Origin of the sequence: Salinisphaera orenii subsp. halophila YIM 95161, assembly GCF_003732545.1 — a bacterium.
Taxonomy (GTDB): Bacteria; Pseudomonadota; Gammaproteobacteria; order Nevskiales; family Salinisphaeraceae; genus Salinisphaera; species Salinisphaera orenii_A.
The window spans coordinates 1-25,844 of the sequence record NZ_AYKF01000075.1; the positions used below are offsets into that span (position 1 = coordinate 1).

Sequence of the window (25,844 nt, forward strand, 5' to 3'; positions counted from 1 at the left end):
CCTATCGCCCGCAGATGGCGATCGGACGGGCGCTGGGCCGGCTCGGCTACCACGTCATCGGCGCGCGCCGGCGGGTCGCCGCCATCAACCTGCGGCTGTGCTTCCCGGAGCTCGGCGAAGCCGAACGCGCCCGCCTGCTGCGCGAACATTTCGCCTCCGTCGGCATGGGCGCGATCGAGACCGGGCTCTGCTGGTGGGGCGACCAGGCCAAGATCGACGCGCTCGCCGAGGTCGAGGGGCTCGAACATCTGGAAACCGCGGCGATGCGCGGCCGCGGCATCATCCTGCTGTCGGCGCATTTCACCTCGCTGGAACTCGGCGTGCGCATGGCCAAGCCGCACCTGCGCGCGCTCGGCTATCGCACGACGGCGATGTACAAGCCGCCGCACGACCCGGTCATCGATCACGTCATGCGAACGCGCCGGGAGGCCCACATCGGCGGGGCCAGCATCCCCGACGACGACATGATGGGCCTGCTCAAGGCGCTCAAGCACAAGGATGCGGTCTGGTACGCCGCCGACCAGAAGGCCGGCCGCCGCCACGGCATGCTGGTCGACTTCTTCGGCCAGCCGGCCCAGACCCACGTCGCCATCAGCCGGCTCGCCAAGATGACGCGGGCCACGGTGGTGCCGTTCTTCACCCTGCGGCGTGCCGACGGCCGCGGCTACCGCCTGATCATCCAGGCCCCGCTGGACGACTTTCCCGGCGCCGACGAGGCCGAGGACGCGCTGCGCATCAATCGCATCATCGAGACGGTGATCCGCGAAGCGCCGGCACAGTACTTCTGGCTGCACCAGCGCTTCAAGCGCAAGGGGCACGACCCCTACCGGGCGGCGAACACCGACGCATAGCCGCCCCGCAGCGCCGACCAGTCGCCTTCGGCGAAATGGAATTCGGCAAGGCCGTCGGCGCACTTGTCCAGCGATCGCTTGAGCCGCGCCAGATTGGATTCACGCCAGCGGCCGGGCGCGCGCCGGCGCGCCTTGTCGAAATCGATCAGGTGAAACGCGTCCGCGGCGTCGATCAGGATGTTGCGCGCGTTCAGATCGGCGTGATCGATGCCGGCGCGATGAAAGCGCGCCAGCACCCCGCCCAGGCGCTGCCATTCGGTCGCCGGCAGCGGCGCCGTCGCCAGCCGATCGGCCAGCGGCCGGCTCTCGACCAGCGCCGCAGTGATCACGTCGCCGCGATAGAAGCCGCCGCCCCGGACGGCCCGGGCGGCCACCGGCGCCGGCACGGGCAGATCGTCGGCCCGCATGGCCGCGAGCAGTCGCAGTTCGGCGATCGGGCGCAGGCGCGCGGCGCCCGTCCACAGGAAGCGATCATGGTTGAGGCGCGCGAACGCGCCGCCCCGGCGATTGTGGCGCAGCACCCAGGGCGCGCCGTCCAGCCCGTCGACGAAATAGGCCGCGCCGCGCCCCGCCGCCTCGCCGCGAACCGCCCCACGCGAGCGCCACCAGGCGGGATCGAACAGGCGCGCGTCGGCGTCGGCCACCCGCGCCGGGTCCCAGGCCAAATGCTGGCCGTCAACGACCGCCGTGGCCAGCGTCACGGCCGGTACACCGCGACGCGGCTCAGACGTAGGTGAGCCAGTCGGCGTGATCGTCGCGCTTGCCGCTGACCTGATCAAAATAGCGCGCCTGCAGCGCTTCGGTCACCGGGCCGCGCCGGCCCTCGCCGATGGTGCGGTCGTCGAGTTCGCGCATGGGCGTGACCTCGGCGGCGGTGCCGGTGAGAAACGCCTCGTCGGCGATATAGACCTCGTCACGGGTGATGCGGCGCTCGACGCACTCGATGCCCATCTCCCGCGCATAGGTCAGGATCGTGCGGCGGGTGATGCCGTCCAGGGCGCTGGTCAGATCCGGCGTGATCAGCACGCCGTCTCGGACGATGAACAGGTTCTCGCCGCTGCCCTCGGAGACGAAGCCGTCGCAGTCGAGCAGCATCGCTTCGTCGTAGCCGGCCTTTTTGGCCTCGGTCACCGCCAGCATCGAGTTGAAGTACGGGCCGTTGGCCTTGGCCTTGGTCATGGCCGAGTTGACGTGGTGGCGGGTGAACGACGACGTCTTCACGCGGATGCCGTTGACCATGTTGTCCTCGCCGAGATAGCTGCCCCAGGTCCAGGCCGCGATCATGACGTGGCTGGACAGCGATTCGGCGTGCAGCCCCATGCCTTCGGAACCGTAGAAGATCATCGGCCGGATATAGGCCGACTCCAGCCCGTTCTCGCGCACGACCTCGACCTGTGCGGCGTTGAGCTCGTCCTCGGAATACGGCATGGGCATGCCCAGAATCTTGGCCGAACGACACAGCCGCCGCGTGTGCTCGTCCAGGCGGAAGATCGCGGTGCCCCGGCTCGTGTTGTAGGCGCGTACGCCCTCGAAGGCGCCCATGCCGTAGTGCAGCGTGTGCGTGAGCACGTGGACCTTGGCCTCGCGCCAGTCCACGAGCTGGCCGTCGAGCCAGATCTTGCCGTCGCGATCGGCCATCGTGGTCATGGGCAGTCTCCTGTCGTTGTCGCCTGCCGGCGGAAAGGCCCGCTATTTGACCACAGCGCGCCGCCCGCCGGCCAGCGGCTCATCAGCAGGCTGCAGCGTCCGCGGCCACACCGGGAATCACGCCCTGCCAACGCGCCCTCACCGATCGCGCCGCCGCTCGCAACCATGGACAGCCGGGGACGGACGGGCGGCTACCGCGGGCGAAACCGTTGGCGCGCCGGATCGGTCGAACCGCCCCGCGATCGCGCATTGCCGCCCATGCCTTTCGGCCGGCACCACCGCACGCCCGACACTGCGGCTCGCGGGAACCCGCCGGGTTACGGGCAGTCGCCGGCGCGGTCTCGCGGGACGCGATGACCGGCCCTAAACGGTCAGCGCGTGTCGTTCGAGCCAGTCGAGATAGTCGGGCACGCCCCGCTCCACCGGCCGGAACGTACCCGGATAGCCGGCGGCCCACAGTGCGCTCATGTCGGCCTCGGTATAGCTCTGGTAGCGCCCGACCAGCGATTCCGGAAACGGGATGTAGCGACGGGCGCCGCGGCCGTGCCAGGCAATGACCGCATCGGCGACCTCGTTGAAGGTCTGGCTGCGGCCGGTGCCGCAGTTGAAGATGCCGGACACGCCGGGATTGTCCAGCAACCAGAGATTCACCGCCACACAGTCGTCGACGTGGATGAAGTCGCGGCGCTGCTCGCCGTCGCCGTAGCCCTCGGCGCCCTCGAACAGCCGGCATTCGCCCTCGGCCGCGATCTGGCGTGAAAAATGTCGCGCCACGCTCGCCATGCCGTCCTTGTGCTGTTCGCGCGGGCCGTAGACGTTGAAATAACGCAGCCCTGCGACCTGCGACTCGACGCGATCGGCGTTGGCGCGCACGTACTGGTCGAAGGCGAACTTGGAGAAGGCGTACATGTTGAGCGGCCGCTCGGCCGAACGCTGCTCGACGAAGTGCGGCCCCATGCCGTAGACCGACGCCGACGAGGCGTAGAGGAACGGCACGCCGCGGGCCGCGCACCAGTCGTGCAGGCTCTTCGAGTAGCGGTAGTTGCGCGCCATCATGTAGCGCCCGTCCCATTCCGTGGTGGCCGAGCAGGCGCCCTGATGGAACACAGCGTCGATGTCCCCCAGCGCATCGCCGCGTTCGACGCGCGCCAGCAGATCGTCGTACTCGAGATAGTCGGCGAAATCGAGATCGGCCAGATTCAGGCACTTGCGGCCGTCGGCCAGATCGTCGACCAGCAGTATGTCCGAGCGGCCGCGTGCGTTGAGCCCGGCGACCAGATTGCTGCCGATGAAACCGGCGGCACCCGTGACGATGATCATTGTCTATCTCCCGGACCCGCCGGCGCACCGGACCGGGCCTCGTTCGTCCCGTCGAGATCGAGACCGAGCTCGCGGTAGAGCGCCACGTAGCGATCGGCCATCGCGCGCGGAGTATACGCGAGGACCTGTTCCCGACCCGCCGCGGCCAGCCGCGCCGCCAGCGACGGATCGGCCCGCAGCCGGCTCAGGGCGGCCGCGAGCGCGCTCGGGTCGCGCGGCGGCACGAGCAGTCCCGTGCGTTCGTGGGCGACCAGTTCCGGGATGCCGTCGACCGCGCTGGCCACGATCGGCAGCGACGCGCGCATGGCATCCAGCAGCGTCGAACCGAGCCCCTCGTGCACCGAGGGAAAGGCGAACAGATCGAAGGCCGCGAGGTAATCGCCCACGTTGTCGACCTGGCCGGCGAAGCGGATCGCCTCGCAGCCGGCGGCGGCGTCGCGCAACGCGGCCTCGTCGCGCCCCCCGCCGACGAGCACGAAACGCCAGCCGGGCTCACGGGCGGCCAGCGAGCGCGCCGCCGTAATCAGGTCGTGCTGGCCTTTCTGGCTGTCGTCGAGCGCGCCGACATGGCCCACAACGCAGGCGCCGCCGAACCCGGCCCGCAGAGCCGCGGCCTCGGCCGCGTCGACGTGCAGTTCGCCGGCCGCGCTCGGGATGCGCACCGTTGCCAGCCCCGGCAGATGATCCTGCATGACCCGCCCGATGGCGTGCGATAGCACGACCACGGCGCGCGCCCGGCGATACATCCGCCGCGTCAGCCAGCTACCGCTCGGGCGATTGTCCACCCGCCGCGTGATCAGGTATTCGCAGCCGCTCAACACGTGCGCCGCGTGGGCCAGATGCGCCCCCTTGCCGTCGTGTGCATGCAGGAGCCCGCCGCGCAGTGCCCGCGCGTGGCGTATGAACGGCTTGCGGATGGGGCGGCGCTCGAGACCGGGGACGTCCGCGAGGCGGCTCACCAGCGGTTGACCCTCGCGCAGCACGATGCGCTGGGCGATGCCGCGTTCGGCCAGCGCCCGGACGAGCAGTTCCGTCTGACGCTCGCCGCCGCGGAATCCGCGCGCGAGATTGATGTGGGTCAGCGTCATGCCCGAGGCGCGACCGCGACACCCGGCCGGCGATGGATCGGGGCAGACGATGGCCGTCGCGTCACGCGAGCGCGGCCGCCCCGCCGGGACGTGGCCTTCGAGGCCGCAGACGCTCGGCGCCCGAAGCCGCTGACGGCCTCTAGGGCGACACCGGCCGCGTGACCCGCGCCGGGCATCACGAGGCCGCGTCTGCGCCGGCGGGCCCGATCCAGTCGTCCCAGAGCGCGGCGACCGCACGCCGCTGCTCAACGTATTCCGCGGCCGGCATCATGGCCCGCTGCTGCTGCAGCGAATCCGCGTGAATACGCTTGCGATAATACCGATAGGCCCGGGTGAGCGTACGGATGTCCTCGTAGGCCGCCAGCCCGCCGGATTCGAGCGTTTCCAGAATGCGGATCGCATCGGTGAACAGGAGCAGTTCGGGGCAGTCGGGTCCGTGCCGCAGGGCCGCGAACTGGGCCATGAATTCGATGTCGATCAGCCCGCCCGGCATCTGCTTGACGTCGAGATGCTCGCCGCGGGTCTCGTCCTTGGCCCGGCGCATGCGATCGCGCATGTGGCGTACTTCTTCGGTCAGCGCGGCCACGTCGCGCTCGCGGGCGAGCACCTCGCGGCGGATGTCGGCGAAGCGGGCACCGAGTTCGGGATTGCCGGCCACGAACCGGGCTCGCACCAGCGCCTGGTGCTCCCATGTCCAGGCCTGATCGCGCTGGTAGCGCGCGAAGGCGTCGACGTGGCTCACCATCATGCCCGCCTTACCGCTCGGCCGCAGGCGCATGTCGATCTCGTAGGCGCGCCCGGCCGCCGTCTGGGTGCTCAGGATATGGATGATGCGCTGGGCCATGCGCGTGAAGAACGCCTGGTGGGTCAGCGAGCGCTCGCCGTCGGTCATGCCCTCGATGTCGCCGTCGTAGAGAAACACGAGATCGAGATCCGAGGTGTAGCCGAGCTCAAGGCCACCGAGCTTGCCGTAGGCGATCACCGTGAAGGCCGCGTCGCTGGGCCGACCGTAGCGGGCGAACATCTGTTCGCGGGCCATGTCGAGCGCGCCCGAGAGCACCACCTCGGCGAGCTCGGTGAGGTTGTCCGAGACGATCATCAGCGGCATCGAATTGCTGACGTCCGCGGCCGCGATCCGCAGCTTGGCCGACTGCGTGAAGCGTCGCAGCGCGTCCATGCGATGTTCCACGTCGTCGGCGTCGATCGCCGCCAGATCCTCGTCCAGCGCCGCCGCCAGTTCACCGCGACGCGGCGGCCGATAGAGCTGCCGCGGGTCGAGCAGACTGTCCAGAAGCGCCGGCTGGGCGCGAATCCGGCTGGTGATCCATTCGCTGGCCGCGCACAGGCGCATGAGCGTCGACAGCGCCGCCGGGTGTTCTACCAGCAGCGCCATGTAGGTGCTGCGACCGACGATCGCATCCAGAACCGAGAGTGTCCGCGTGATCGCGAGATCCGGATCGGCCGCCCGCGCCGCGGCCGCGAACAGCAGCGGGATCAGCCGGGCGATCCAGCGCCGGCCCCGGTCCTCCAGCGCACGGTAGAGGCTCTGGTCCTGCATTTCGGCGAGCGCTTGGCGCACCGCGTCGACGTCGCGGATGCCGTAGTCGGCCAGCAGCGCCCGCGCGCTTTCGTCGTCGAGCCCGCCCTCCCACAGGGCGACCAGTCGCTCGCTGTCGGACTCGGCCTCGCCGGCCTCGGCCTGCGGCGAGACGAAGACCTGCTCGAAGGCGTCGTGCACGTCGCGGCGGACCGAGCGCAGATCGGCATCGAAGGCCTCCCAGTCGGCGTAGCCCATGGCCCGGGCCAGCCGGCTGCGCTCGAGATCGGTCTCGGGCAGGTCATGGGTCTGGCGGTCGTCGACCATCTGCAGCCGGTTCTCGGCACGGCGCAGGAAGCGATAGGCGGCCCGGAGCTCCTGCGCGGTGTGCTCGGGCAGATGATCGCCGGCAACCAGCCGCTCCAGCGTCGGCAGGAGGCGGCTGTCCTGGAGCGCCGGCTCCTGGCCGCCGCGGATGAGCTGGAACGCCTGGACGATGAACTCGATCTCGCGGATCCCGCCGCTGCCGAGCTTGATGTTGTCCTGCAGTTCCGCGCGCTCGACCTGTCGGTCGATCAACGCCTTCATGTCCCGGATCGACTCGAAGGTGCCGTAATCCAGATAGCGCCGGTAGACGAACGGCGTGAGCGTGTCGATGAGCGCCGCGCCGCCGTCGATGTCGCCGGCCACCGGGCGCGCCTTGACCCAGGCGTAGCGCTCCCACTCGCGGCCGTGGGACTGGTAGTAGTTCTCCATCGCGGCGAGGCTGGCCACCAGCGCCCCGGCATCGCCGAACGGCCGCAGCCGCGTATCGACGCGATAGACGAAGCCTTCCGCGGTGCTCTCCGACAGACACTGCACCAGCGTGCGCGCCACGCGCTTGAAATAGCCGTCGGCGTCCAGCGCGCGCTCGCCGTCGGACTCGCCCGGCGCACCGTAGCCGAAGATCAGATCGATATCGGAGGAGAAGTTGAGCTCGCCGCCACCGAGCTTGCCCATGCCGATGACGATCAGCCGCTGCGGCCGGCCGTCGGCATCGCGCAGCACGCCGTGACGCTCGGCCACGCGGGCCTCGGCATGCTCGAGCGCCGCCTCGATGCAGCGATCGGCCAGCGTCGACAGCGCTGCCAGCGTGGCCTCGAGCGCGTCGACGCCGGCCAGGTCGCGCCAGGCGATGATCGCCAGCGTCTCGTCTCGATAGCGACGCAGGGCGGCCTGGAAATCCGGCGGCTCATCCACGGCCGGGGCCGTCGCCACGATCTCGGCCTCCGGATCGTCCAGACGCCCGTCGGCGGCCAGCGTCTCAAAACGCTCGGGGTTGGCTGCGCACCAGGCGTCCAAGAAATCGCTCAGGCCCGCGATGCGTTCGCGCGCGGCCTCGACCGCGGTGGGCAGCTGGGCCATGGTCAGATGCGCTCTGAAGTTCGGGGGCGAACCCCGGTGACGAGACGTCCGGGACGAATGGCCTCCCGTCTCGGCGGGCTCTGGTGCGTGGCGTTCGGCATCCGCGGGCGACATCGTGGAGATCAATGCGCCGTAGTCTACCCGCCGACGCCCTGCCGATGGAACGTGCGCGGCCCACGGACGGGGCCGACGGCCGCCCACAAAAAAGCCCCGCCGAAGCGGGGCTCTCGTTTCACGCGGGATGGTCATCCCATGGGCGTGGAACGGCGATGATTTACATCATGCCGCCCATACCGCCCATGCCACCCATGCCGCCCATGTCGGCACCGGCACCACCCTTGTCGTCGTCGTCCGGGACGTCGGCGATGGTGGCTTCGGTCGTCAGCATGAGACCGGAGATGGAGGCTGCGTTCTGCAGCGCCGTGCGGCTGACCTTGGTCGGGTCGAGAATGCCCATCTCGACCATGTCGCCGTACTCGCCGGTCGCCGCGTTGTAGCCGTAGTTGCCGTCCTTCGACAGCACCTCGTTGATCACCACGGACGGCTCGGCACCGCTGTTGAACACGATCTGACGCAGCGGCTCCTCGACGGCGCGACGCAGGATGCTGATGCCGGCCTGCTGGTCCTGGTTGGCGCCCTTGGTCTTCTCGATCGCCTTGAGGGTGCGCAGCAGGGCCACGCCGCCGCCGGGCACGATGCCTTCCTCGACGGCCGCACGCGTGGCGTGCAGGGCGTCCTCGACGCGAGCCTTCTTCTCCTTCATCTCGACTTCGGTAGCCGCACCAACCTTGATCAGCGCCACACCGCCGGCGAGCTTGGCCACGCGTTCCTGCAGCTTCTCCTTGTCGTAGTCCGAGGAGGATTCCTCGATCTGCGCACGGATCTGCTTGATGCGGGCCTCGATGTCGTTGTTGCCACCCTTGCCGTCGATGACGGTGGTGTTCTCCTTCGAGATCTGGACCTTGTTGGCCTCGCCGAGATGCTCGAGCGTGGCGTTCTCGAGGGTCATGCCCAGATCCTCGGAGATCACGGTGCCGCCGGTCAGCACGGCCATGTCCTCGAGCATCGCCTTGCGGCGATCACCGAAGCCGGGCGCCTTCACGGCCGCGACCTTGACGATGCCGCGCATGTTGTTGACCACCAGCGTCGCCAGGGCTTCGCCCTCGACGTCCTCGGAGATGATCATCAGCGGCCGGTTCTGCTTGGCCACATTCTCCAGCAGCGGCAGCATGTCGCGGATGTTGGAGATCTTCTTGTCGTGGAGCAGGATGTACGGGTTGTCCAGCTCGGCCTGCATCGTCTGGTTGTCGGTGACGAAGTAGGGCGAGAGGTAGCCGCGGTCGAACTGCATGCCTTCGACCACGTCCAGTTCGTTGGACAGGCCGGAGCCTTCCTCGACCGTGATCACGCCTTCCTTGCCGACCTTGTTCATCGCGTCGGCGATGATCTTGCCGATGTCGTCGTCGGAGTTGGCCGAGATCGAACCGACCTGCGCGATGGCCTTCTCATCGTCGCAGGGCTTGGACAGCTTGGCCAGTTCCTCGACGGCCGCGTCGACAGCCTTGTCGATGCCGCGCTTGAGGTCCATCGGGTTCATACCCGCGGAGACGGCCTTCACGCCTTCACGCACGATAGCCTGGGCCAGGACCGTGGCGGTGGTGGTGCCGTCGCCGGCCAGATCGGACGTCTTGGACGCGACTTCCTTGACCATCTGCGCGCCCATGTTCTCGAACTTGTCGTCGAGCTCGATTTCCTTGGCGACCGAGACACCATCCTTGGTGACGGTCGGCGCGCCGAAGCTCTTGTCGAGCACGACGTTGCGGCCCTTCGGACCGAGAGTGACCTTGACGGCATTCGCGAGCGTGTTGACGCCGCGGACCAGACGCTGACGTGCGTCCTCACCGAAATGAATTTCCTTTGCAGCCATTGCTAGCTTCCCCTAGATTCTGTGTGGATGCGGTTCGATGCGCGTGAGCCGCTTCAGCCCACGACCGCGAGGATGTCGTCCTCGCGCATCACGACGACTTCGTCGCCGTCGACCTTGAGTTCGGTACCCGAGAACTTGCCGAACATCACCGTATCGCCGACCTTGACTTCCGGCTTGCGCGTATCTCCGTTATCGAGCGGCTTGCCGTTGCCGACCGCGATCACTTCGCCGCGCTGCGGCTTCTCGGCCGCGGTATCGGGAATGACGATGCCCCCGGCGGACTTCTGCTCTTCCTCGATACGTTTGATGACGACGCGATCATGTAAAGGACGGATATTCATTGCCACCCTTCTCCTCGAACATTGGTTGTTGACGTGAACACTGTGGTCTGTGCCGAGGATTCGGCCCAGACGGGACCGCCGCCATTGGCGGTCTCGATCACCCGCATTAGTGCGGCCGGGGCTGGCCCTTTCAAGAGCGCAGGCCGAAATTTTTACCGTGGCGGCGCAGATCGCGGCGTCCGGCCGGCCCACGTCTGAAACGCTTTCTTGTCAGTTTGCACTGCAACATTTATCGTCGACCTACAACCACACAGGCACGCCGAAACCGCTCGGCGCTCATGGAGGCCCCATGTCCGAACCCACGCTTCGTCGCGTCGCCATCGTCGGCGGCGCCCGCATTCCCTTCTGCCGGTCGAACACCAAGTACTCGCATCAGTCGAACCAGGATCTGCTGACCGCCTCGCTCAAGGCGCTGTCCGAGAAGTACCGGCTTGCCGGCCGGCGCATCGGCGAGGTCGCAGGCGGCGCGGTACTCAAGCACTCGCGCGACTTCAACCTGACCCGCGAGGCCGTGCTCGGCACCGACCTCGACCCGCATACGCCGGCCTTCGACGTCCAGCAGGCCTGCGGCACGAGCCTCGAGGCCACCCTGCTGCTGGCCAACAAGATCGCCATGGGCCAGATCGATTCGGCCATCGCCGCCGGCGTGGACACGACCTCGGACGCGCCGATCGCCGTCAACGAGGAACTGCGCCGGATCCTGCTGGACGTCAACCGGGCCAAGACCGGCGGCGAGCGCATGAAACGTCTGGCCCGCATCCGGCCGCGCCACGTGGTGCCGAGCTTTCCCGGCGTCGGCGAGCCGCGTACCGGCCTGTCCATGGGCGAGCACTGCGAGCTCATGGCCAAGGAATGGAAGATCACGCGCAAGGCCCAGGACGAACTGGCGGTCGCCAGCCACCGCAAGGCCGCCCAGGCTTACGTCGACGGTTTCTACGACGATCTGGTCTTTCCCTACCTCGGCGTCGAACGCGACAACAACCTGCGCCCGGATACCAGCGTCGAGCAGATGGCCAAGCTCAAGCCGGCCTTCGACAAGGACAACGGCACGCTGACCGCGGCCAACTCCACGCCGCTGACCGACGGCGCCTCGTCGGTGTTTCTCTGCAGCGAAGCCTACGCGCAGGAGCACGATCTGCCGGTGCAGGCCTATTTCACGCCCTATTCCCGCACCGCGGCGGTGGATTTCGTCGACGGCGGCGAAGGCCTGCTGATGTCGCCGACCTATGCGGTGGCCGACATGCTGGACGCCGCGGGCCTCACGCTCCAGGACTTCGACTTCTACGAGATCCACGAGGCCTTCGCCGCCCAGGTGCTGTGCACGCTCAAGGCCTGGGAATCCAAAAAGTACTGCAAGGAGCGCCTCGGTCGGGACACGCCGCTGGGGTCGATCGATACCGGCAAGCTCAACGTCAAGGGCTCGTCGGTCGCCCTCGGCCATCCCTTCGCCGCCACCGGCACGCGCATCGTCGCAACGCTGGCCAAGATACTGGACGAGAACGGCGGTGGCCGCGGCCTGATATCGATCTGTGCCGCCGGCGGCCAGGGCGTCACCGCCATTCTGGAAAAGCCGTAGCGCCCATCGAGACGGTAGTAATCGAAGGCGGGCTCCGGCCCGCCTTTTTCATGCGCCTGCCGACTCTACGACGATTTTCGACGTGACGTGCGTCAGCATTTAGGCTCTACTTGGTCTGGGTCGGCGCATCCGTGGCGCCGGGCGAGACCCGCGGCCGGCGATACGGGCACGATTAGTGCATCGTGGACAGGGCCCGCGACAACTCCGCCGATCCGGGGGCGCAACGGTCGACGGGGCGAAGACCAGACTTCAGGGGAGCGATTGCATGCACAACGGGATTCGACGCCACGACGCTGCTGGAACGGGCCGGTCATGAGCGTCGCACGCGAGAGCTGGGGCACGCGCATCGGGTTCATCATGGCCGCGGCCGGCTCGGCGGTCGGGCTCGGCAACATCTGGAAGTTTCCCTATGTGGCCGGCGAGAACGGCGGCGGCGCGTTCCTGCTGATCTATATCGGCTGCATCGTGCTGTTCGGGCTGTCGATCGTGATGGCGGAGCTGCTGGTCGGGCGCATGGCCCAGCGCACGCCCGTGGCGGCGTTCCGCGAGGTGGCCGGTCGCGGCTGGTCGCTGGTCGGCGGCATGGGCGTGGTCACCGCGTTCATCATCCTGTCCTTCTATATCGTCGTCGGCGGCTGGACCATCGCCTACATGCTGTACACGGTGGACGGTGCGCTGGCCAGCACTGATTCGGCGTCGCTCGAGAGGGTCTTCACCGAACTGACCGGCGGCACCTGGATGCCGCTCGTCTACGCCGCCGTGTTCATGGCGCTGGTCGCCGGGGTAGTGCTCGGCGGTGTCGGCAAGGGTATCGAGCGGGCCGCGAAACTGCTAATGCCGCTGCTGTTCGTGATTCTGCTCGTGCTGGTCGCCCGGTCGGTCACGCTGCCGGGCGCCGGCGAAGGCATCGCCTTCTATCTGACGCCCGACTTCAGTCGGGTCTCCGGCGAGACCTTCACCGCCGCGATCGGCCAGGCCTTCTTCTCCCTGTCGCTGGGCATGGGCGCGATGCTCACCTACGGCTCCTACATGCCCCGCGATCACAACCTGCCCGCCGACGCAACCGCGGTGGTGGTGCTGGATACGCTGATCGCGATCCTGGCGGGCTTCATGGTCCTGCCGGCCATGTTCGCGGCCGGTATGGAACCCGGCTCCGGCGGTGCGGGCACCACCTTCATGGTGCTGCCGGCCGTCTTCGACGCCATGCCCGGCGGGCCGATCTTCGGTTTCAGCTTCTTTCTGCTGCTGACGGTCGCGGCACTGACCTCGGCCGTCTCCCTGCTCGAGACCGTCGTCTGCTACTTCGTCGACGAATACGGTGCCAGCCGTCGCGGCGCCACCGCCGGCAGCGCCCTCGTGTGCTTTCTGATCGGCATTCCGGCGTCGCTATCGTTCGGGCTGATGTCCGACGTCGAGATCTTCGGCCGAACGTTCTTCGATCTGCTCGATTTTCTGTCGAGCTCGATCACCCTGCCGCTCGGCGGCCTGCTGACCGCGCTCTGCGTCGGCTGGGCGCTGGGCCCGTGGGCGGTTCGGGCCATCGGCAACGACGGCCGCATCGCCGTGCCCTGGGCCGGCGTCTGGCTGTTCGTACTGCGCTTCGTCGCACCCATCGGCATCGGCTGGATCCTGATCCAGGGACTGTTCTTCTAACCAACGCTCGCGGCGCAAGCCGCATTCAAGGGGGATTCGAACATGGAAGCGCTTTCCGATTTTCTGAGCACGCTCAGCAGCTGGGTCTGGGGCCCGGTAATGCTGATCCTGCTGCTGGGCACCGGCCTCTACCTGACCATCGGGCTGCGCGGCATGCCGCAGCGCAAGCTCGGCTACGGCTTTTCGATGATGTTCGCCGGTCGCAAGCAGACCACCGAACCGGGTGACATCACGCCCTTCCAGGCGCTGGCCACCGCGCTCGCGGCGACCGTGGGCACCGGCAACATCGCCGGCGTGGCCACCGCCATCCATCTGGGCGGCCCGGGCGCGATCTTCTGGATGTGGGTCACCGCCATCGTCGGCATGGCCACCAAGTACGGCGAGGCCGTGCTGGCCGTGAACTATCGCGAGACCAACGCCGAAGGCAACTATGTCGGCGGGCCGATGTACTACATCCGCAACGGGCTCGGCGCGAACTGGAAATGGCTGGCCTTCGCCTTCGCGCTGTTCGCCACCGTGGCGGCCTTCGGCATCGGCAACACGGTGCAGTCCAACTCGGTGTCGCAGGTGTTTCGCGAGACCCTGAACGTGCCCTCCTGGCTGACCGGACTGGTGCTGGCCGCCGGCGTGTTCGCGGTCATCATCGGCGGCGTCCAGCGCCTGGCCCGGGTCACCGAGAAACTCGTGCCGATCATGGCGATCATCTACGTGCTGGGCGCGCTGCTGGTGCTGATTCTCAACGCCGGCGCTGTACCGGGGGCGATCGCGCTGATCTTCTCCGACGCCTTCACCGGCACCGCGGCCACCGGCGGCTTCGCGGGTGCGGGCATCATCATGGCGATCCGTTTCGGCGTCGCCCGCGGCATCTTCTCCAACGAAGCCGGCCTGGGCAGCGCGCCGATCGCCCACGCCGCCGCGCGTACCAACAGCCCCGTGCGTCAGGGCGTGGTCGCGATGCTGGGCACCTTCATCGACACCATCATCGTGTGCACCATGACGGCGCTCGTGATCATCGCCACCGGCGCCTGGTCGTCGGGCACCACCGGCGCGCAGCTGTCCTCCGAGGCCTTCACCACCGGCATGCCCGGACCGGGCGGCTGGATCGTGAGCTTCGGCCTGGTGATCTTCGCCTTCTCGACCATGCTCGCCTGGAGCTACTACGGCGAGCGCACGGCCGAGTACATCTTCGGCTCCAGGGTGATCACGCCCTACCGCATCCTCTGGGTGATCGCGGTGTTCGTGGGCGCGATCGCCCAGCTCGACTTCGTCTGGCTGGTGGCCGACGTGATGAACGCCCTCATGGCCGTACCGAACCTGATCGCGCTGATCCTGCTTGGCCCGGTCGTGTTCAAGCTCACGCGGACGTATTTCAACAACCGAACGTAGGCGTCGATCCCGGCCAACGCCGGAGCGCGGGATGCAGCCGGGCTGTTGCATCCCGCGCCATCGACCTCACGTATCGCAGTCTGCAACACGATAGCGAGAGGACATGATGGGTTCGCGCCGCGCACCGCGCCCGATCGGGGTGCTGTTCACCAACCTGGGCACGCCCGACGACACCTCCGTATCCGCGGTCAGACGCTATCTCGCCGAATTTCTGAGCGACCGTCGGGTGGTGGATCTCAACCGCGCGCTGTGGCTGCCCATCCTCTACGGCATCATCCTCACCTTCCGGCCCAAGAACTCGGCCGAGGGCTATCGTTCGGTCTGGACCGACGAGGGATCGCCGCTGCTGGTGTACGCCAAGCGCCAGGCGGCGGGCATCCAGAAACGTCTCGATGCCGAGGTCGAGCGACCGGTGCAGGTGGCGCTCGGCATGCGCTACGGCAATCCGTCGATCGAGAGCGGGCTGCGGGAACTGGATGCCGCGGGCTGCAAGCAGGTGCTGGTCTGCCCGGCCTATCCGCAGTATTCGGCCACCACCGTGGCCACGACCTTCGACAAGGTCAGCGAAGTGCTCGCGGACTGGGCCGAACCGCCCGCCCTGCGCCAGATCAATCGTTACTACGACGAGCCGGGCTACATCGTCGCGCTGGCCAATTCGGTGCGCGAGCACTGGGCCGAACACGGCCGCGCGGAGCGGCTGGTGATGTCCTTTCACGGCATCCCGAAACGCTACGTCAAACAGGGCGACCCCTACCCCCGCGACTGCGGCGTCACCGCGCAACTGCTAGCCGAGGAGCTGGGCCTGGGGCGGGACGAGTACAAGGTCTGCTTCCAGAGCCGCTTCGGTCGCGAGCCGTGGCTGCAGCCCTATCTCGACGAGACGATGAAGGCCTGGGGCGCGCGTGGCGTCAAGACGGTCGACGTGATCTGCCCCGGATTCTCGGCCGACTGCCTAGAGACGCTCGAGGAGATCAAGGAGGAGAATCGCGGCTATTTCGAAGAGGCCGGCGGCGAGTCGCTGCGTTATATTCCGGCCCTCAACGACCGCGACGACCACATCGACTTTCTCGCCGGCCTGATCAAGCGCGAGCTGTCGGGCTGGATCTGAGCGCCCACCCTTCGCCCCTCAAAGAGACTTCTGCATGGAGCTGATCGCGGATTTCGCCGTCGAGTACGGCCTGTTCTTGGCCAAGGCCGCCACCCTCGTCATCGCTTTCGGCCTGGCCGCGGCATGGCTGCTGTCGGCCATCGTGCAGGCGCGCGCGGCGGCGCGGCGGGACGACTTGCAGGTTGAGCACATCAACCGGCGCCTGGAGCGCATGGCGGACACGCTCAACGCCACCCTGCTCAACCCGACCGAGCGCAAGGCCCGCCACAAGCGCCGCAAGACCGAGCGCAAACAGCAGGAAAAGGCGGAGAAGCTCGGCAAGCGCCACGAAGCCGCGCGCCTGTTCGTGCTGGATTTCGACGGCGACATCCGCGCCTCGGCCACCGAGCCGCTGCGCGAGACCATCAACGGCATCCTGCAGATCGCCGAGCCCAACGACGAGGTGCTCGTGCGCCTGGAATCGGCCGGGGGCATGGTGCACAGCTACGGCCTGGCCGCCTCGCAGCTGGTCCGCCTGCGCGAGGCCGGCCTGAAGCTGACCATCGCCGTCGACCGGCTCGCGGCCAGCGGCGGCTACATGATGGCCTGCGTGGGCGAGCGCATCGTCGCCGCGCCGTTCGCCATCATCGGTTCCATCGGCGTGGTCGCGCAGGTACCCAATTTCCACCGGCTGCTGCAGGACAAGCACATCGACTTCGAGATGCACACCGCCGGTGAGCACAAGCGCACGCTGACCGTGTTCGGCGAGAACACCGAGGCCGGGCGCGAGAAGTTTCGCGAAGAGCTCGAGGACACCCACGGCCTGTTCAAGTCGTTCGTCAACCGCTACCGGCCCACGCTGGACATCGACCGCGTGGCCACCGGCGAGCACTGGCACGGCACCCAGGCTGTCGACCTCGGACTCGTCGACGAGATCGCCACCAGCGATGACCTCATGCTGACCGCGGCCCGCGACGGCCGGGACGTGTTCACCGTCGGCCTCGACCGGCACCAGGGCCTGATGGCCCGGCTCACCGGACAGGCCGGCCGCGCGGCCAGCCGCGTGCTGGCCGACAGCGGGATCGCGCGTCTGGTCCACCATCGGCCGTGATGCCGCGCGGCGCCGGCGCGCCGTTGCGTGGCAGATGCAGTGAAACTCGACGCAGACGTCATGGTCTCAATCCCGGGACGACCCGGGGACGCCGGTCGTATGGTGTGGACACCAACGAGACATAACCTATGACGACGAACGCCAGCCTGCGTGTATCAACCCTTCTTTTCGCTCTACTGCTCTACTGCTTCGCCGCCAGCGCCCAGGCCGCCGTGCCGAGCGGCATGCTGGGGGGCGAGGACCCCTCCCTCGCGCCGATGCTCGACAACGCCCTGCCGGCGGTCGTGAACGTGGTGGTCACCGGCAAGGCCCAGCAGATGCCGGACAACCCGCTGTTCAACGATCCGTTCTTCCGGCGCTTCTTCGATATGCCCGACCAGCAGCAGCGCCGCGCGCCGCAGCGGCCCTCGGCGGCGGGCTCCGGCGTCATCGTGGACGCCGACAAGGGCATCGTGATCACCAACCATCACGTGGTGAAGGACGCCGAAGAGATCACGGTGCGTCTCAACGACGACCGCGAGTACGAGGCCGAGCTGATCGGCGACGATCCGGAGACCGACATCGCCGTCATCCAGATCGACGCGGACAACCTCACCGAGCTGCCGATCGCGGACTCCGACAAGCTGCGGGTCGGCGATTTCGTGGTCGCCATCGGCAACCCCTTCGGCCTACGCCAGACGGTGACCTCTGGCATCGTCAGCGGCCTCGGCCGCCATGGCCTGGGCAACCGCTACGAGGACTTCATCCAGACCGACGCCTCGATCAACCCGGGCAATTCGGGCGGCGCCCTCGTCAACCTCGAGGGCGAGCTGGTCGGCATCAACAGCGCCATCCTGTCCCGGACCGGCGGCAACATCGGCATCGGCTTCGCGATTCCGAGCAATCTGGTCAACAGCGTCTATGAACAGCTGTCCGAGTACGGCGAGGTCAAGCGCGGCCGGCTCGGCGTGGTCGGCCAGAACCTGACCGACGATCTGGCCAAGGCCTTCGATCTGGATATCAACCAGGGCGTGGTCGTGGCCCAGGTCATGCCGGATTCGCCCGCCGACAAGGCCGGGATCCGCGAGCGCGACGTGATCACCCGGGTCAACGGCAAGGAGATCACCGATTTCTCCCAGCTCGCCAACGCCATCGGTCTGAAATCGCCCGGCGAAAAGGTCCGGATCACGCTCGTGCGCGACGGTGACGAGCGCGAGGTCAAGGCCACGCTGGGCAACGCCGAGGACATGGCCGCCAACGCCAAGGGCGGTGACGAGGGCCAGCAGAAGCTGGCCGAAGGGCTCGACGGCGCCAGCTTCGGCCCGATCACCGACGACAATCCGCTTGCCGGCGAGGTCGAGGGCGTGGCCGTGACCGACGTGCAGCCCGGCAGCCCCGCGGCCCGCGCCGGCCTGCGTCCGGGTGACGTCATCACCTCGATCAATCGGCGCGAGATCTCGGACGTCTCCCAGCTACCGGACATGGCGGGCCCCGACGCCCAGCAGCTGTTGCTGCACGTGCGTCGCGGTCGCGGCGCCCTGTTCCTGCTCATCCGCTGAAGGCCACGCGTTTCGCCCGTTCGAGGCCCGGCTTCGCGCCGGGCCTTTTTTTGTCGCCCGCCGCATTTCCATCGCCCCGACCGGCGGCGCTATACTCGACCACCGACAAGGGAGGCACCATGCATCAGTTCGACATCGCCCAGTTCGAGGACCGGGTCGAGCAGCTGCTCAAGGACTACCGGCAGCTGTTGTCGGACCATCGCGCACTGCAGGCCGCCCACGAGACCGAACAGCAGCGCAATCGCGAGGTGCGCGAGCGCCTCAACGGCGTCATCGAACGCATCCGCGCGCTGGAAGCGGAAGCCGACAGCGCCTGACCCGCCGGAGTCGAGCGATCCATGGCCTCAGAAAAACAACCCGCCGCACTGACGATCCGCATCCTCGGACGCGACTACTCGGTCGCCTGCCCCGAGGGCGAGCGCGAGAGCCTGCTCGCATCGGCGGAGTATCTGTCCCGACGGATGCACGCCATCCAGCGCAAGGGCAAGACGCTGGGCATCGATCGCATCGCCGTGATGGCGGCGCTCAACATCGCGCGTGACCTGATCGCCGCCGAGCGCAAGCTCGAGCGCCAGGGGGTCGAGCCAGGGGCCGGCACGCCGGCCGGCGACGACCCAATCGAAGAGCGCCTGTCTCAGTTGCAGCTGCGTATCGAATCAGCGCTTGATGACCGCGGCTAGCACCCGTAGTATCCGAGTTGCCGGCACTCCTGCAGTGTTCGACGGCCTCCCGGTTCCCCTTGAGCCTAATTACCTAACCAGGGGCCGGTAAGCGTCGCAGGTGAGTATGCCCGCCCTGGCTGCGGGAAACCTAATGCGACGTGGAACGCCCCACTTGAGCGCTTGTCTCAAGGTCAGTGGACGGCTGACGGCACAGGCGGGAGTGTCGGTTCTCCCTTCATCAAGATCCATGCGATGAGCGACATCACCGCCCTGCGCAAGCGCGCGCTCGCCGCGCGCCGCGCCCTGTCCGACCGCGAGCGCGACGATTTCTCCGTCCGCGCCGCCCGCCGTGCCGCCCGGCTGCCGGCCCTGCGCCGAGCCCGGCGCATCGGCTTCTTCTGGCCCATGGCCGGCGAGATCGATCCCCGCCCGCTGATCGCGCGGCTCGGCCCCGGGTGCACCGCCTTCCTGCCGCGGGTCGAGGGCCGGGCCCTGTCGTTCGTCGCCGTGCAATCCGCGTCCTTTCGCTTTCGGACCAGCAGCTTCGGCCTGGTCGAACCGATTGGAGGCCCGGTGCGGCCGGTGAACGCGCTGGACGCCATCATCACGCCGCTGGCCGCCTTCGACGGCCACGCCCGGCGAATCGGCATGGGCGGCGGTTTCTACGACCGCACGCTCGCGCTTCCGGAGGGCCTCGGCGGGTTTCGCCGGCCCTATCTCGTCGGCCTCGCATTCGAGGCCCAGCGGGTTCCACACATCGAGACGCGCCCCTGGGACATCGATCTGGACGTGCTGGTCACCGAATCCGCCATCCACCGCCGCGCGCAGCGGGCCGGAGAGTCACGCTAGACTATCGGGCCTTCAAACCCATACAGGACGACCGCTATCCATGCGCTACTGGCTGATGAAATCCGAGCCCGACGAGTTCAGCATCCAGGATCTGCAGCAGCGCCCGCAGCAGACCGAGGGCTGGGACGGCGTGCGCAACTATCAGGCGCGCAACTTCATGCGCGACGGCATGTCGGAAGGCGATCTGGCGTTCTTCTACCATTCCAACACCAAGGTGCCGGGGGTGGTCGGCATCATGCGCATCTCGCGTGAGGGCTATCCGGACGACACCGCCTTCGATCCGAAGGATCCGCACTACGATCCCAAATCGGACCCGGAGAAGCCGCGCTGGTACCGCGTCGACGTCACCTTCGAACGCGAACTCGCGCGCACCATCCCGCTGGCCGAGATCAAGGACCACGCCGAGCAGCTCGAAGGCCTGCCGCTGGTGCGCAAGGGCAATCGCCTGTCGGTGATGCCGGTCGACAAGGCGCACTGGGACTTTATTCTGGACCTGGAGAACGCGGGCGAGGCCTGACGTCCGATCCGGCAACCCCGCGCGTAGCGTTGTCGAACCCAACAAGATTCGACTCGGCCTGCCCTTTGCACTGCTGCGAGCCGGCATCGCCGCCTGACGGGCTCCAAGCGGTTTCCCCAACCGTTGCCGAATCGGCCGCGCTTTACTGGCCGTCTGCACGCTCCCGGCGAAGCGCCGACCAAGGCGGCCGGAATGGAGCAGCCGATACGGGGGCGACAGGGCGTGCCGGAAACGCCAGGACGGCCGAGCAGCGCGGGGCATCGGCATGCAGCACCGACCCAAGAAAGTCTCTTCTCTTCTTTGGCCTGCACTGCTCGGCGCCCCGCTCCCGAGGGACCGGAGAGAGGCACGGCACCTGAGCCAGGGCGATTTCGTTGGCCCGCCAGGCGACGGAGACACGCCGCGCCGGCGAGTGCCCGGCGCACAGCGCCGGTGCGACCCGCCTGTTCGCGAACGGCCGAAACCGTTCGAGTTCTGGTCGCATCCGTCAACGTGACCTCGAGGCGCCCTCGTATTGGTACTTTTCCCGTCAGCAAGCACGGGAAGCGACTCGCGCAGCCGCGCGAAGTCATATCCGCTTCAGCTTCTCGAGAGCAACTCGGGGCAGACGTTCAGCCTCGTGCCACTCACCCGCGCGCCATCGCCTGATCGAGACGCTCGGTCACGGCTTCGACCGGGATCAGCGCCATCACCCCCGCGTCATCCTCGATGCGCGTGCCCCACTTGAGCGCGTCCGGCTCGGCGTCGCGATAGCGGCGTGCGGCTTGCGCGAAATAGTCCACGCAGAGGTGGCGGCTGCGGTAGGCACCGCTGCGGCGCGGATCGGTCGCGGCATGCAGCGAGATCGTGTCGATGTCGGTGGCGTTGGCCATATGTGCGGGCCCTGAGTCCGGCGTGACCAGCACCCGGCCGTGCTCGAACAGCGCCAGCAGTTGCTTGAGCGTGGTCTCGCCCACCAGATTGCGCACCGGCGTGACCATGGCCGCCTCGATCGCCGCGGCCATCTCGCGTTCGACCGCGCTCGGGCCACCCACGATCACGCTCGCCAGACCGTGCACGCGCGCGGCATGATCGGCGACCGCCGCGTAGCCCGCGACCTGCCAGTTGCGGCGCGTGTGGCTCGAGCAGGGGCTGATGAACAGGATCTCGCGATCGATCCCCTCGAGCAGCGCGCCGGCGGCCTCCCGATCGGCGGCGGCGATCGGCACCCGCCAGTCGAACACCGGTTCGCGCGCCCCCAGCACACCGGCGAACGCCAGGAAACCGTCCACCACATGGCGGCTCTCGATCGCGGGGATACGTTCGCGTACGAACAGCCGCTGGCCGTCGCGCGCGCGCCGGGCATCGAAACCGATCCGACGGTCGGCGCGCACGAGCAGGCTGATGCGGTTGGCCCGCCAGCTGGCATGCATGTCCAGCAGGGCGTCGAAACGCCGGCCGGCCAGCGCGCGCTTCAGAGCGCGCACGGCCTCGCGCCCGCCGTGCTTGTCGTAGACCAGACATTCCACGCCGGGGAGATCGGCCACCAGCGACGCCTCGGCACGATTGATGATCCAGCTGATCTCGATGTCCGGACGGGCCGCCTGCAGCGTACGGATGGTTGGCACCACGTTGGCGCAGTCCCCCAGCGCCGAGAGCCGGAGGATGCAGACCCGCCGCGGCGTCGCATGCGCGTGCGTCGCCGTCATCTCAGCGCGTTGCGGGATCGGTCGGCTTGGCCGCGTCGCCGGTCGCGCCGTCGGCCCCGGCCTCGGTACGGCCGTCCGCCTCACGCTCGGCCTCGATGAAGACCCGCTCCACGTGTTCGCACTCGGCCTTGATCGCGCGGTCCATGCCCTGCATGGCGGCCTGGATCTGCTCGCCGCTGAGCCCGGGGGCGAAGCGCACGCTGATGTTGACCAGTATGAATTCCGGGCCGACGTGCATGGTCAGCACTTCGTTGACACGCTCGACCGCCGGGTCACGGGCGACCAGCGCGCGGATGTCCCGCACCACGTGCTGATTCGCGGCTTCACCGATGAGCAGGCCCTTGGTCTCGATCGCCAGCCAGACCGCGGTGACCGCGAGGATCAGGCCGATGCAGATCGAGGCCAGGCCGTCGAACTGCGGGATGCCGGTGAGCTGGCCGGCCAGGAGCGCGGCGAAGGCAACGATCAGGCCGAGCATGGCGGCGCTGTCCTCGAACAGCACGAGAAAGGCGCCCGGGTCCTTGCCGCGACGCACGGCCTCGAACGGCCCCCATTTGCCGCGCACGCGGTTGAACTGCCACGCCGCGACGAACCAGGCCGCGCCCTCGAAGAGCATCGCCAGCCCCAGCACCACGTAGTTGATCAGCGGGCTTTCCACCGGATGCGGGTGCAACAGCCGGCTCACGCCCTCGTAGATGGAGATGCCGGCGCCCACGGCGAAGATGAGCACCGCCACCATGAAGCTCCAGAAATAGACTTCCTTGCCGTAGCCGAAGGGAAAGCGCGCATCCGCCGGCTGCTTAGCGCGCTTCATGCCGTAGAGCAGCAGCCCCTGATTGCCGGTGTCGACCGTGGAATGGATGCCTTCGGCCATCATCGCGGCGCTGCCGGTGAAGGCGGCGGCGATGAACTTGGTGATGGCGATCAGCAGATTGCCCGCCAGCGCAGCGTAGATGACGGTCCTGGATCCCGAGGCCATGCGCTCTCCTGTCTTGGGCGGGCGCGGCCCGGCGCCCGGCGGTCAGTCTACATACCCGCGCCCCGCGGCGCGGACGTCAGCCCGCCGGGTCGGGCGCGTTGTCGATCTTGTCGGGGCGGTCGTCGTGGGCCGGCGGATCGTCGGCCTCGTGTTCGGCCTCGATGAAGACGCGCTTGACCGTCGGGCAGCGTGTCTTGATCTCGCGGTCCATGCGCGCGATCGCGCTCTGAAGCTCGCGCCTGGAGAGATCGTCTCGAAAGCGCAGGCTGATGTTGGCGAGCACGTACTCCGGGCCGACGTGCATCGTCGGCACTTCGTTGACCCGTTCCACCGCCGGACCCCGCTCGAGCACCGCGCGGATCTCGGCGACCACGTACTGGTTGGCGGCCTCGCCGATGAGCAGGCCCCTGGTCTCGATCGCCAGCCCCACGGAGGCCATGGCGAGAATGAGCCCGATGCCGATGGAGGCGATGCCGTCGAAGATCTCGATGCCGGTGTACTGGGTCAGCGCCAGACCGCCGATCGCCAGGGCCAGACCGGCGAGCGCGGCCGTGTCCTCGAACAGCACGAGGAACTTGTTCGGATCCTTGCCGCGGCGCACCGCCTCCAGCGCGCCCCACCGGCCCTTCACGCGCCGGAACTCTCGCGCGGCGATCGTCCAGCTCGTGCCCTCGAACACGACCGCCAGTCCGAGCACGACGTAGTTCACATACGGGTGCGAGATCGGATGCGGGTGGAGGATCTTCTCCACGCCTTCGAAGATCGACAGCCCCGCGCCGAGGGTGAACAGCAGCACGGCGACCATGAAGCTCCAGAAGTAGATCTCCTTGCCGTAGCCGAACGGGTACTTCGCATCCGGCGGCCGGGCCGCACGCTTCATCCCGAACAGCAGCAATCCCTGGTTGCCGGTGTCGATCACCGAATGGATGCCCTCGGCGAGCATGGCGGTGCTGCCGGTGAACGCCGATGCCGCGAACTTGCTGACCGCGATCAGGCCGTTGCCGGTCAGCGCGGCGAGAACGACGAACTTCGAACCGGAATCGGACACGCGGCCGGACTAGTCGTTGTTGTGCAGGAACATCTGGTAGGCCGGGTTGCCGGTCTCCTCGGCGTAGTCGTAGCCGAGCGCGTCGAGCGCCGCGCGACAGTCGCCCTGCTCCGTCGGCGCGACCTGCATGCCGACCAGCACCAGGCCGTGGGCATGGCCGTGGTTGCGATAGTGGAACAGCGAGATGTTCCAGCGATCGCCCACCGCCTCGAGGAAGCGGCGCAGCGCGCCCGGGCGCTCGGGGAACTCGACGCGGAACAGCACCTCGTCGCCCACGCCCCGGGCCCGGCCGCCGACCATGTGGCGCACATGCAGTTTGGCCATCTCGTTGCGCGACATGTCGAGCACCGCATAGCCGGCGGCCTCGAGGTCGGCGATCATCGTGTCGCGCTCGGCGGTGCCGTTGCTCAGCTTCACCCCGGCGAAGACCTGCGCCCGGGCATGATCGGCATAGCGGTAGTTGAACTCGCTGATCGAGCGATCGCCGATGACCTCGCAGAACTGCCGGAACGAGCCCGGCCGCTCGGGGATGGTGACCGCCAGCAGCGCCTCGCGCTGTTCGCCCAGTTCGGCGCGCTCGGCGATGTAGGACAGCCGGTCGAAGTTGACGTTGGCACCCGAGGTGATCGCGACCAGGTGCTGATCCTCGATGCCGGTCTCGGCGGCATATTTCTTGGCCCCGGCGACGGCCAGCGCGCCGGCCGGCTCGGCCAGGGCGCGGGTGTCCTCGTAGATGTCGCGCACCGCCGCACAGATCTCGTCCACCGAGACCGTCATCATCGCGTCCACGTGCTTGGCGCACAGCCGGAACGGCTCCGCCCCGGCGCGCTTGACCGCCACGCCGTCGGCGAACAGGCCGACCTCCTTCAGGGTGACCCGCTCGCCGGCCGCCAGCGCCGCGCCCATGCTGGCCGCATCCTCGGGCTCCACGCCGATCACGCGGATTTCCGGGCGCACGCTCTTGATATAGGCGGCCACGCCCGCGAGCAGGCCGCCGCCGCCCACGCACACGAACACCGCGTGGATGTCCTGCGGGTGCTGGCGCACGATCTCCATGCCGATGGTGCCCTGGCCGGCGATCACGTCGGGATCGTCGTAGGGGTGGATATAGACCAGGCCGTCCCGTTCCTGCAGCTCGGCGGCGTGGGCCGCCGCGTCGTCGTAGCCGTCGCCGTGGAGCACGATCTCGCCGCCGAAACCGGCGACCGCGCGCACCTTGATCGCCGGCGTGGTGCGCGGCATCACGATCACCGCGCGGATGCCCATGTTGCGGCCGGCGAGTGCCACGCCCTGGGCGTGGTTGCCGGCCGAGGCGCAGATCACCCCGCGCTCGCGCTCGGCGGCGGTCAGCTGGGAGATTTTGTTGTAGGCACCGCGCAGCTTGAACGAGTGCACCGGCTGCAGGTCCTCGCGCTTGAGAAACAGCCGGTTGCCGATACGCGCGGAGAGCTGCTCCGCCGCCACGAGCGGCGTTTCGATCGCGACGTCGTAGACGCGCGCGGCGTTGATGCGCTTGAGATAGTCGGCATCGCCGACATCCACGGCCGGCGCCGAACCGGCCTCGGCGGTTTCGATCAGGCTGGAATTCATGGGAACGCGTCGTTTGAACCGGCGACAATGCTAAACCCTAACCCG

At 68.2% G+C, this 25,844-nt stretch carries 22 protein-coding genes and 1 other RNA gene; 12 read left to right on the forward strand and 11 right to left on the reverse strand.

Annotated elements, in window-relative coordinates; translation table 11 throughout:
- Positions 1–851, forward strand: an 851-nt coding sequence (locus tag SAHL_RS07660) for a lysophospholipid acyltransferase family protein (protein ID WP_123590820.1), incomplete at its 5' end; no start/stop codon positions are given.
- On the opposite strand, the gene SAHL_RS07665 is transcribed toward SAHL_RS07660, so the two are convergent.
- From SAHL_RS07665 to groES, 7 genes are all read right to left on the reverse strand, one after another.
- Positions 824–1,552 carry a 3-deoxy-D-manno-octulosonic acid kinase gene (locus tag SAHL_RS07665; protein WP_184947506.1) on the reverse strand — a complete coding sequence of 243 codons (729 nt, stop codon included), beginning with the start codon at positions 1,550–1,552 and terminating at the stop codon, positions 824–826. The two genes, SAHL_RS07660 and SAHL_RS07665, sit on opposite strands and share 28 nt — an antisense overlap.
- 22 nt (positions 1,553–1,574) lie before the next feature.
- Positions 1,575–2,498, reverse strand: coding sequence for a branched-chain amino acid transaminase (locus SAHL_RS07670; protein ID WP_123590822.1), 924 nt, complete (start codon positions 2,496–2,498; stop codon positions 1,575–1,577).
- A 363-nt stretch (positions 2,499–2,861) separates the two neighbouring features.
- Positions 2,862–3,818, reverse strand: coding sequence for an ADP-glyceromanno-heptose 6-epimerase (gene rfaD / locus SAHL_RS07675; protein WP_123590823.1), 957 nt, complete (start codon positions 3,816–3,818; stop codon positions 2,862–2,864).
- Positions 3,815–4,906: a glycosyltransferase family 4 protein gene (locus SAHL_RS07680; RefSeq protein WP_123590824.1), complete on the reverse strand. Its 1,092-nt coding sequence runs from the start codon at positions 4,904–4,906 to the stop codon at positions 3,815–3,817. Before SAHL_RS07680 ends, rfaD begins: the two co-directional genes overlap by 4 nt.
- Before the next feature lie 175 nt (positions 4,907–5,081).
- Positions 5,082–7,847: a bifunctional [glutamate--ammonia ligase]-adenylyl-L-tyrosine phosphorylase/[glutamate--ammonia-ligase] adenylyltransferase gene (gene glnE / locus SAHL_RS07685; protein ID WP_123590825.1), complete on the reverse strand. Its 2,766-nt coding sequence runs from the start codon at positions 7,845–7,847 to the stop codon at positions 5,082–5,084.
- Positions 7,848–8,121: 274 nt separating this feature from the next.
- Positions 8,122–9,774: a chaperonin GroEL gene (gene groL / locus SAHL_RS07690; RefSeq protein ID WP_123590826.1), complete on the reverse strand. Its 1,653-nt coding sequence runs from the start codon at positions 9,772–9,774 to the stop codon at positions 8,122–8,124.
- A gap of 53 nt (positions 9,775–9,827) precedes the next feature.
- Positions 9,828–10,115, reverse strand: coding sequence for a co-chaperone GroES (gene groES / locus SAHL_RS07695; protein ID WP_123590827.1), 288 nt, complete (start codon positions 10,113–10,115; stop codon positions 9,828–9,830).
- Between the two features lie 289 nt (positions 10,116–10,404).
- Between groES and SAHL_RS07700 the strand changes: the two genes are divergently transcribed.
- The 11 genes from SAHL_RS07700 to SAHL_RS07750 all read left to right on the forward strand — a co-directional run bounded on the left by SAHL_RS07700 (position 10,405) and on the right by SAHL_RS07750 (position 20,494).
- Positions 10,405–11,691 carry an acetyl-CoA C-acetyltransferase gene (locus SAHL_RS07700; protein WP_123590828.1) on the forward strand — a complete coding sequence of 429 codons (1,287 nt, stop codon included), beginning with the start codon at positions 10,405–10,407 and terminating at the stop codon, positions 11,689–11,691.
- A 312-nt stretch (positions 11,692–12,003) separates the two neighbouring features.
- Positions 12,004–13,344: a sodium-dependent transporter gene (locus SAHL_RS07705; protein WP_123590829.1), complete on the forward strand. Its 1,341-nt coding sequence runs from the start codon at positions 12,004–12,006 to the stop codon at positions 13,342–13,344.
- Positions 13,345–13,386: 42 nt separating this feature from the next.
- On the forward strand, positions 13,387–14,730 hold the full coding sequence (locus SAHL_RS07710) for an alanine/glycine:cation symporter family protein (protein WP_123590830.1): 1,344 nt from the start codon (positions 13,387–13,389) through the stop codon (positions 14,728–14,730).
- Positions 14,731–14,836: 106 nt separating this feature from the next.
- A complete protein-coding gene (gene hemH, locus SAHL_RS07715) occupies positions 14,837–15,838 on the forward strand; it encodes a ferrochelatase (protein ID WP_123590865.1) in 1,002 nt (333 codons plus the stop codon).
- A gap of 34 nt (positions 15,839–15,872) precedes the next feature.
- Positions 15,873–16,928: a protease SohB gene (gene sohB / locus SAHL_RS07720; protein WP_123590831.1), complete on the forward strand. Its 1,056-nt coding sequence runs from the start codon at positions 15,873–15,875 to the stop codon at positions 16,926–16,928.
- Between the two features lie 128 nt (positions 16,929–17,056).
- Entirely contained in the window at positions 17,057–18,466 is a 1,410-nt protein-coding gene (locus tag SAHL_RS07725) for a DegQ family serine endoprotease (RefSeq protein ID WP_123590832.1), read from the forward strand.
- 119 nt (positions 18,467–18,585) lie between these two features.
- Positions 18,586–18,783 carry a hypothetical protein gene (locus SAHL_RS07730; RefSeq protein WP_123590833.1) on the forward strand — a complete coding sequence of 66 codons (198 nt, stop codon included), beginning with the start codon at positions 18,586–18,588 and terminating at the stop codon, positions 18,781–18,783.
- Between the two features lie 21 nt (positions 18,784–18,804).
- Positions 18,805–19,146, forward strand: a complete 342-nt coding sequence (locus SAHL_RS07735; RefSeq protein ID WP_123590834.1) for a cell division protein ZapA — start codon at positions 18,805–18,807, stop codon at positions 19,144–19,146.
- A gap of 23 nt (positions 19,147–19,169) precedes the next feature.
- Positions 19,170–19,353, forward strand: a non-coding RNA gene (gene ssrS / locus SAHL_RS07740) — 6S RNA.
- Positions 19,354–19,380: 27 nt separating this feature from the next.
- Positions 19,381–19,977, forward strand: a complete 597-nt coding sequence (locus SAHL_RS07745; protein ID WP_123590835.1) for a 5-formyltetrahydrofolate cyclo-ligase — start codon at positions 19,381–19,383, stop codon at positions 19,975–19,977.
- A gap of 40 nt (positions 19,978–20,017) precedes the next feature.
- Positions 20,018–20,494, forward strand: coding sequence for an EVE domain-containing protein (locus tag SAHL_RS07750; RefSeq protein ID WP_123590836.1), 477 nt, complete (start codon positions 20,018–20,020; stop codon positions 20,492–20,494).
- Positions 20,495–21,120: 626 nt separating this feature from the next.
- Here the strand turns inward: SAHL_RS07750 and SAHL_RS07755 are convergent.
- From SAHL_RS07755 to ilvA, 4 genes are all read right to left on the reverse strand, one after another.
- Positions 21,121–22,182: a glycosyltransferase family 9 protein gene (locus SAHL_RS07755; protein WP_123590837.1), complete on the reverse strand. Its 1,062-nt coding sequence runs from the start codon at positions 22,180–22,182 to the stop codon at positions 21,121–21,123.
- Between the two features lies 1 nt (position 22,183).
- Complete coding sequence (locus SAHL_RS07760; protein WP_123590838.1) at positions 22,184–23,161, reverse strand: cation diffusion facilitator family transporter; 978 nt, start codon at positions 23,159–23,161, stop codon at positions 22,184–22,186.
- Between the two features lie 76 nt (positions 23,162–23,237).
- Positions 23,238–24,209, reverse strand: a complete 972-nt coding sequence (locus SAHL_RS07765; protein WP_123590839.1) for a cation diffusion facilitator family transporter — start codon at positions 24,207–24,209, stop codon at positions 23,238–23,240.
- A 9-nt stretch (positions 24,210–24,218) separates the two neighbouring features.
- Positions 24,219–25,799 carry a threonine ammonia-lyase, biosynthetic gene (ilvA, locus tag SAHL_RS07770; protein ID WP_123590840.1) on the reverse strand — a complete coding sequence of 527 codons (1,581 nt, stop codon included), beginning with the start codon at positions 25,797–25,799 and terminating at the stop codon, positions 24,219–24,221.
- Between the last annotated feature and the right edge of the window lie 45 nt (positions 25,800–25,844).

What these genes read in the sequence shown, in the direction of transcription:
- SAHL_RS07670 (WP_123590822.1), bottom strand. Translation starts at nt 2,498, where the DNA reads ATGACCACGATGGCCGATCGCGACGGCAAGATCTGGCTCGACGGCCAG.
- rfaD (WP_123590823.1), bottom strand. Translation starts at nt 3,818, where the DNA reads ATGATCATCGTCACGGGTGCCGCCGGTTTCATCGGCAGCAATCTGGTC.
- SAHL_RS07680 (WP_123590824.1), bottom strand. Translation starts at nt 4,906, where the DNA reads ATGACGCTGACCCACATCAATCTCGCGCGCGGATTCCGCGGCGGCGAG.
- glnE (WP_123590825.1), bottom strand. Translation starts at nt 7,847, where the DNA reads ATGGCCCAGCTGCCCACCGCGGTCGAGGCCGCGCGCGAACGCATCGCG.
- groL (WP_123590826.1), bottom strand. Translation starts at nt 9,774, where the DNA reads ATGGCTGCAAAGGAAATTCATTTCGGTGAGGACGCACGTCAGCGTCTG.
- groES (WP_123590827.1), bottom strand. Translation starts at nt 10,115, where the DNA reads ATGAATATCCGTCCTTTACATGATCGCGTCGTCATCAAACGTATCGAG.
- SAHL_RS07700 (WP_123590828.1), top strand. Translation starts at nt 10,405, where the DNA reads ATGTCCGAACCCACGCTTCGTCGCGTCGCCATCGTCGGCGGCGCCCGC.
- SAHL_RS07705 (WP_123590829.1), top strand. Translation starts at nt 12,004, where the DNA reads ATGAGCGTCGCACGCGAGAGCTGGGGCACGCGCATCGGGTTCATCATG.
- SAHL_RS07710 (WP_123590830.1), top strand. Translation starts at nt 13,387, where the DNA reads ATGGAAGCGCTTTCCGATTTTCTGAGCACGCTCAGCAGCTGGGTCTGG.
- hemH (WP_123590865.1), top strand. Translation starts at nt 14,837, where the DNA reads ATGGGTTCGCGCCGCGCACCGCGCCCGATCGGGGTGCTGTTCACCAAC.
- sohB (WP_123590831.1), top strand. Translation starts at nt 15,873, where the DNA reads ATGGAGCTGATCGCGGATTTCGCCGTCGAGTACGGCCTGTTCTTGGCC.
- SAHL_RS07725 (WP_123590832.1), top strand. Translation starts at nt 17,057, where the DNA reads ATGACGACGAACGCCAGCCTGCGTGTATCAACCCTTCTTTTCGCTCTA.
- SAHL_RS07730 (WP_123590833.1), top strand. Translation starts at nt 18,586, where the DNA reads ATGCATCAGTTCGACATCGCCCAGTTCGAGGACCGGGTCGAGCAGCTG.
- SAHL_RS07735 (WP_123590834.1), top strand. Translation starts at nt 18,805, where the DNA reads ATGGCCTCAGAAAAACAACCCGCCGCACTGACGATCCGCATCCTCGGA.
- SAHL_RS07745 (WP_123590835.1), top strand. Translation starts at nt 19,381, where the DNA reads ATGAGCGACATCACCGCCCTGCGCAAGCGCGCGCTCGCCGCGCGCCGC.
- SAHL_RS07750 (WP_123590836.1), top strand. Translation starts at nt 20,018, where the DNA reads ATGCGCTACTGGCTGATGAAATCCGAGCCCGACGAGTTCAGCATCCAG.
- SAHL_RS07755 (WP_123590837.1), bottom strand. Translation starts at nt 22,182, where the DNA reads ATGACGGCGACGCACGCGCATGCGACGCCGCGGCGGGTCTGCATCCTC.
- SAHL_RS07760 (WP_123590838.1), bottom strand. Translation starts at nt 23,161, where the DNA reads ATGGCCTCGGGATCCAGGACCGTCATCTACGCTGCGCTGGCGGGCAAT.
- ilvA (WP_123590840.1), bottom strand. Translation starts at nt 25,799, where the DNA reads ATGAATTCCAGCCTGATCGAAACCGCCGAGGCCGGTTCGGCGCCGGCC.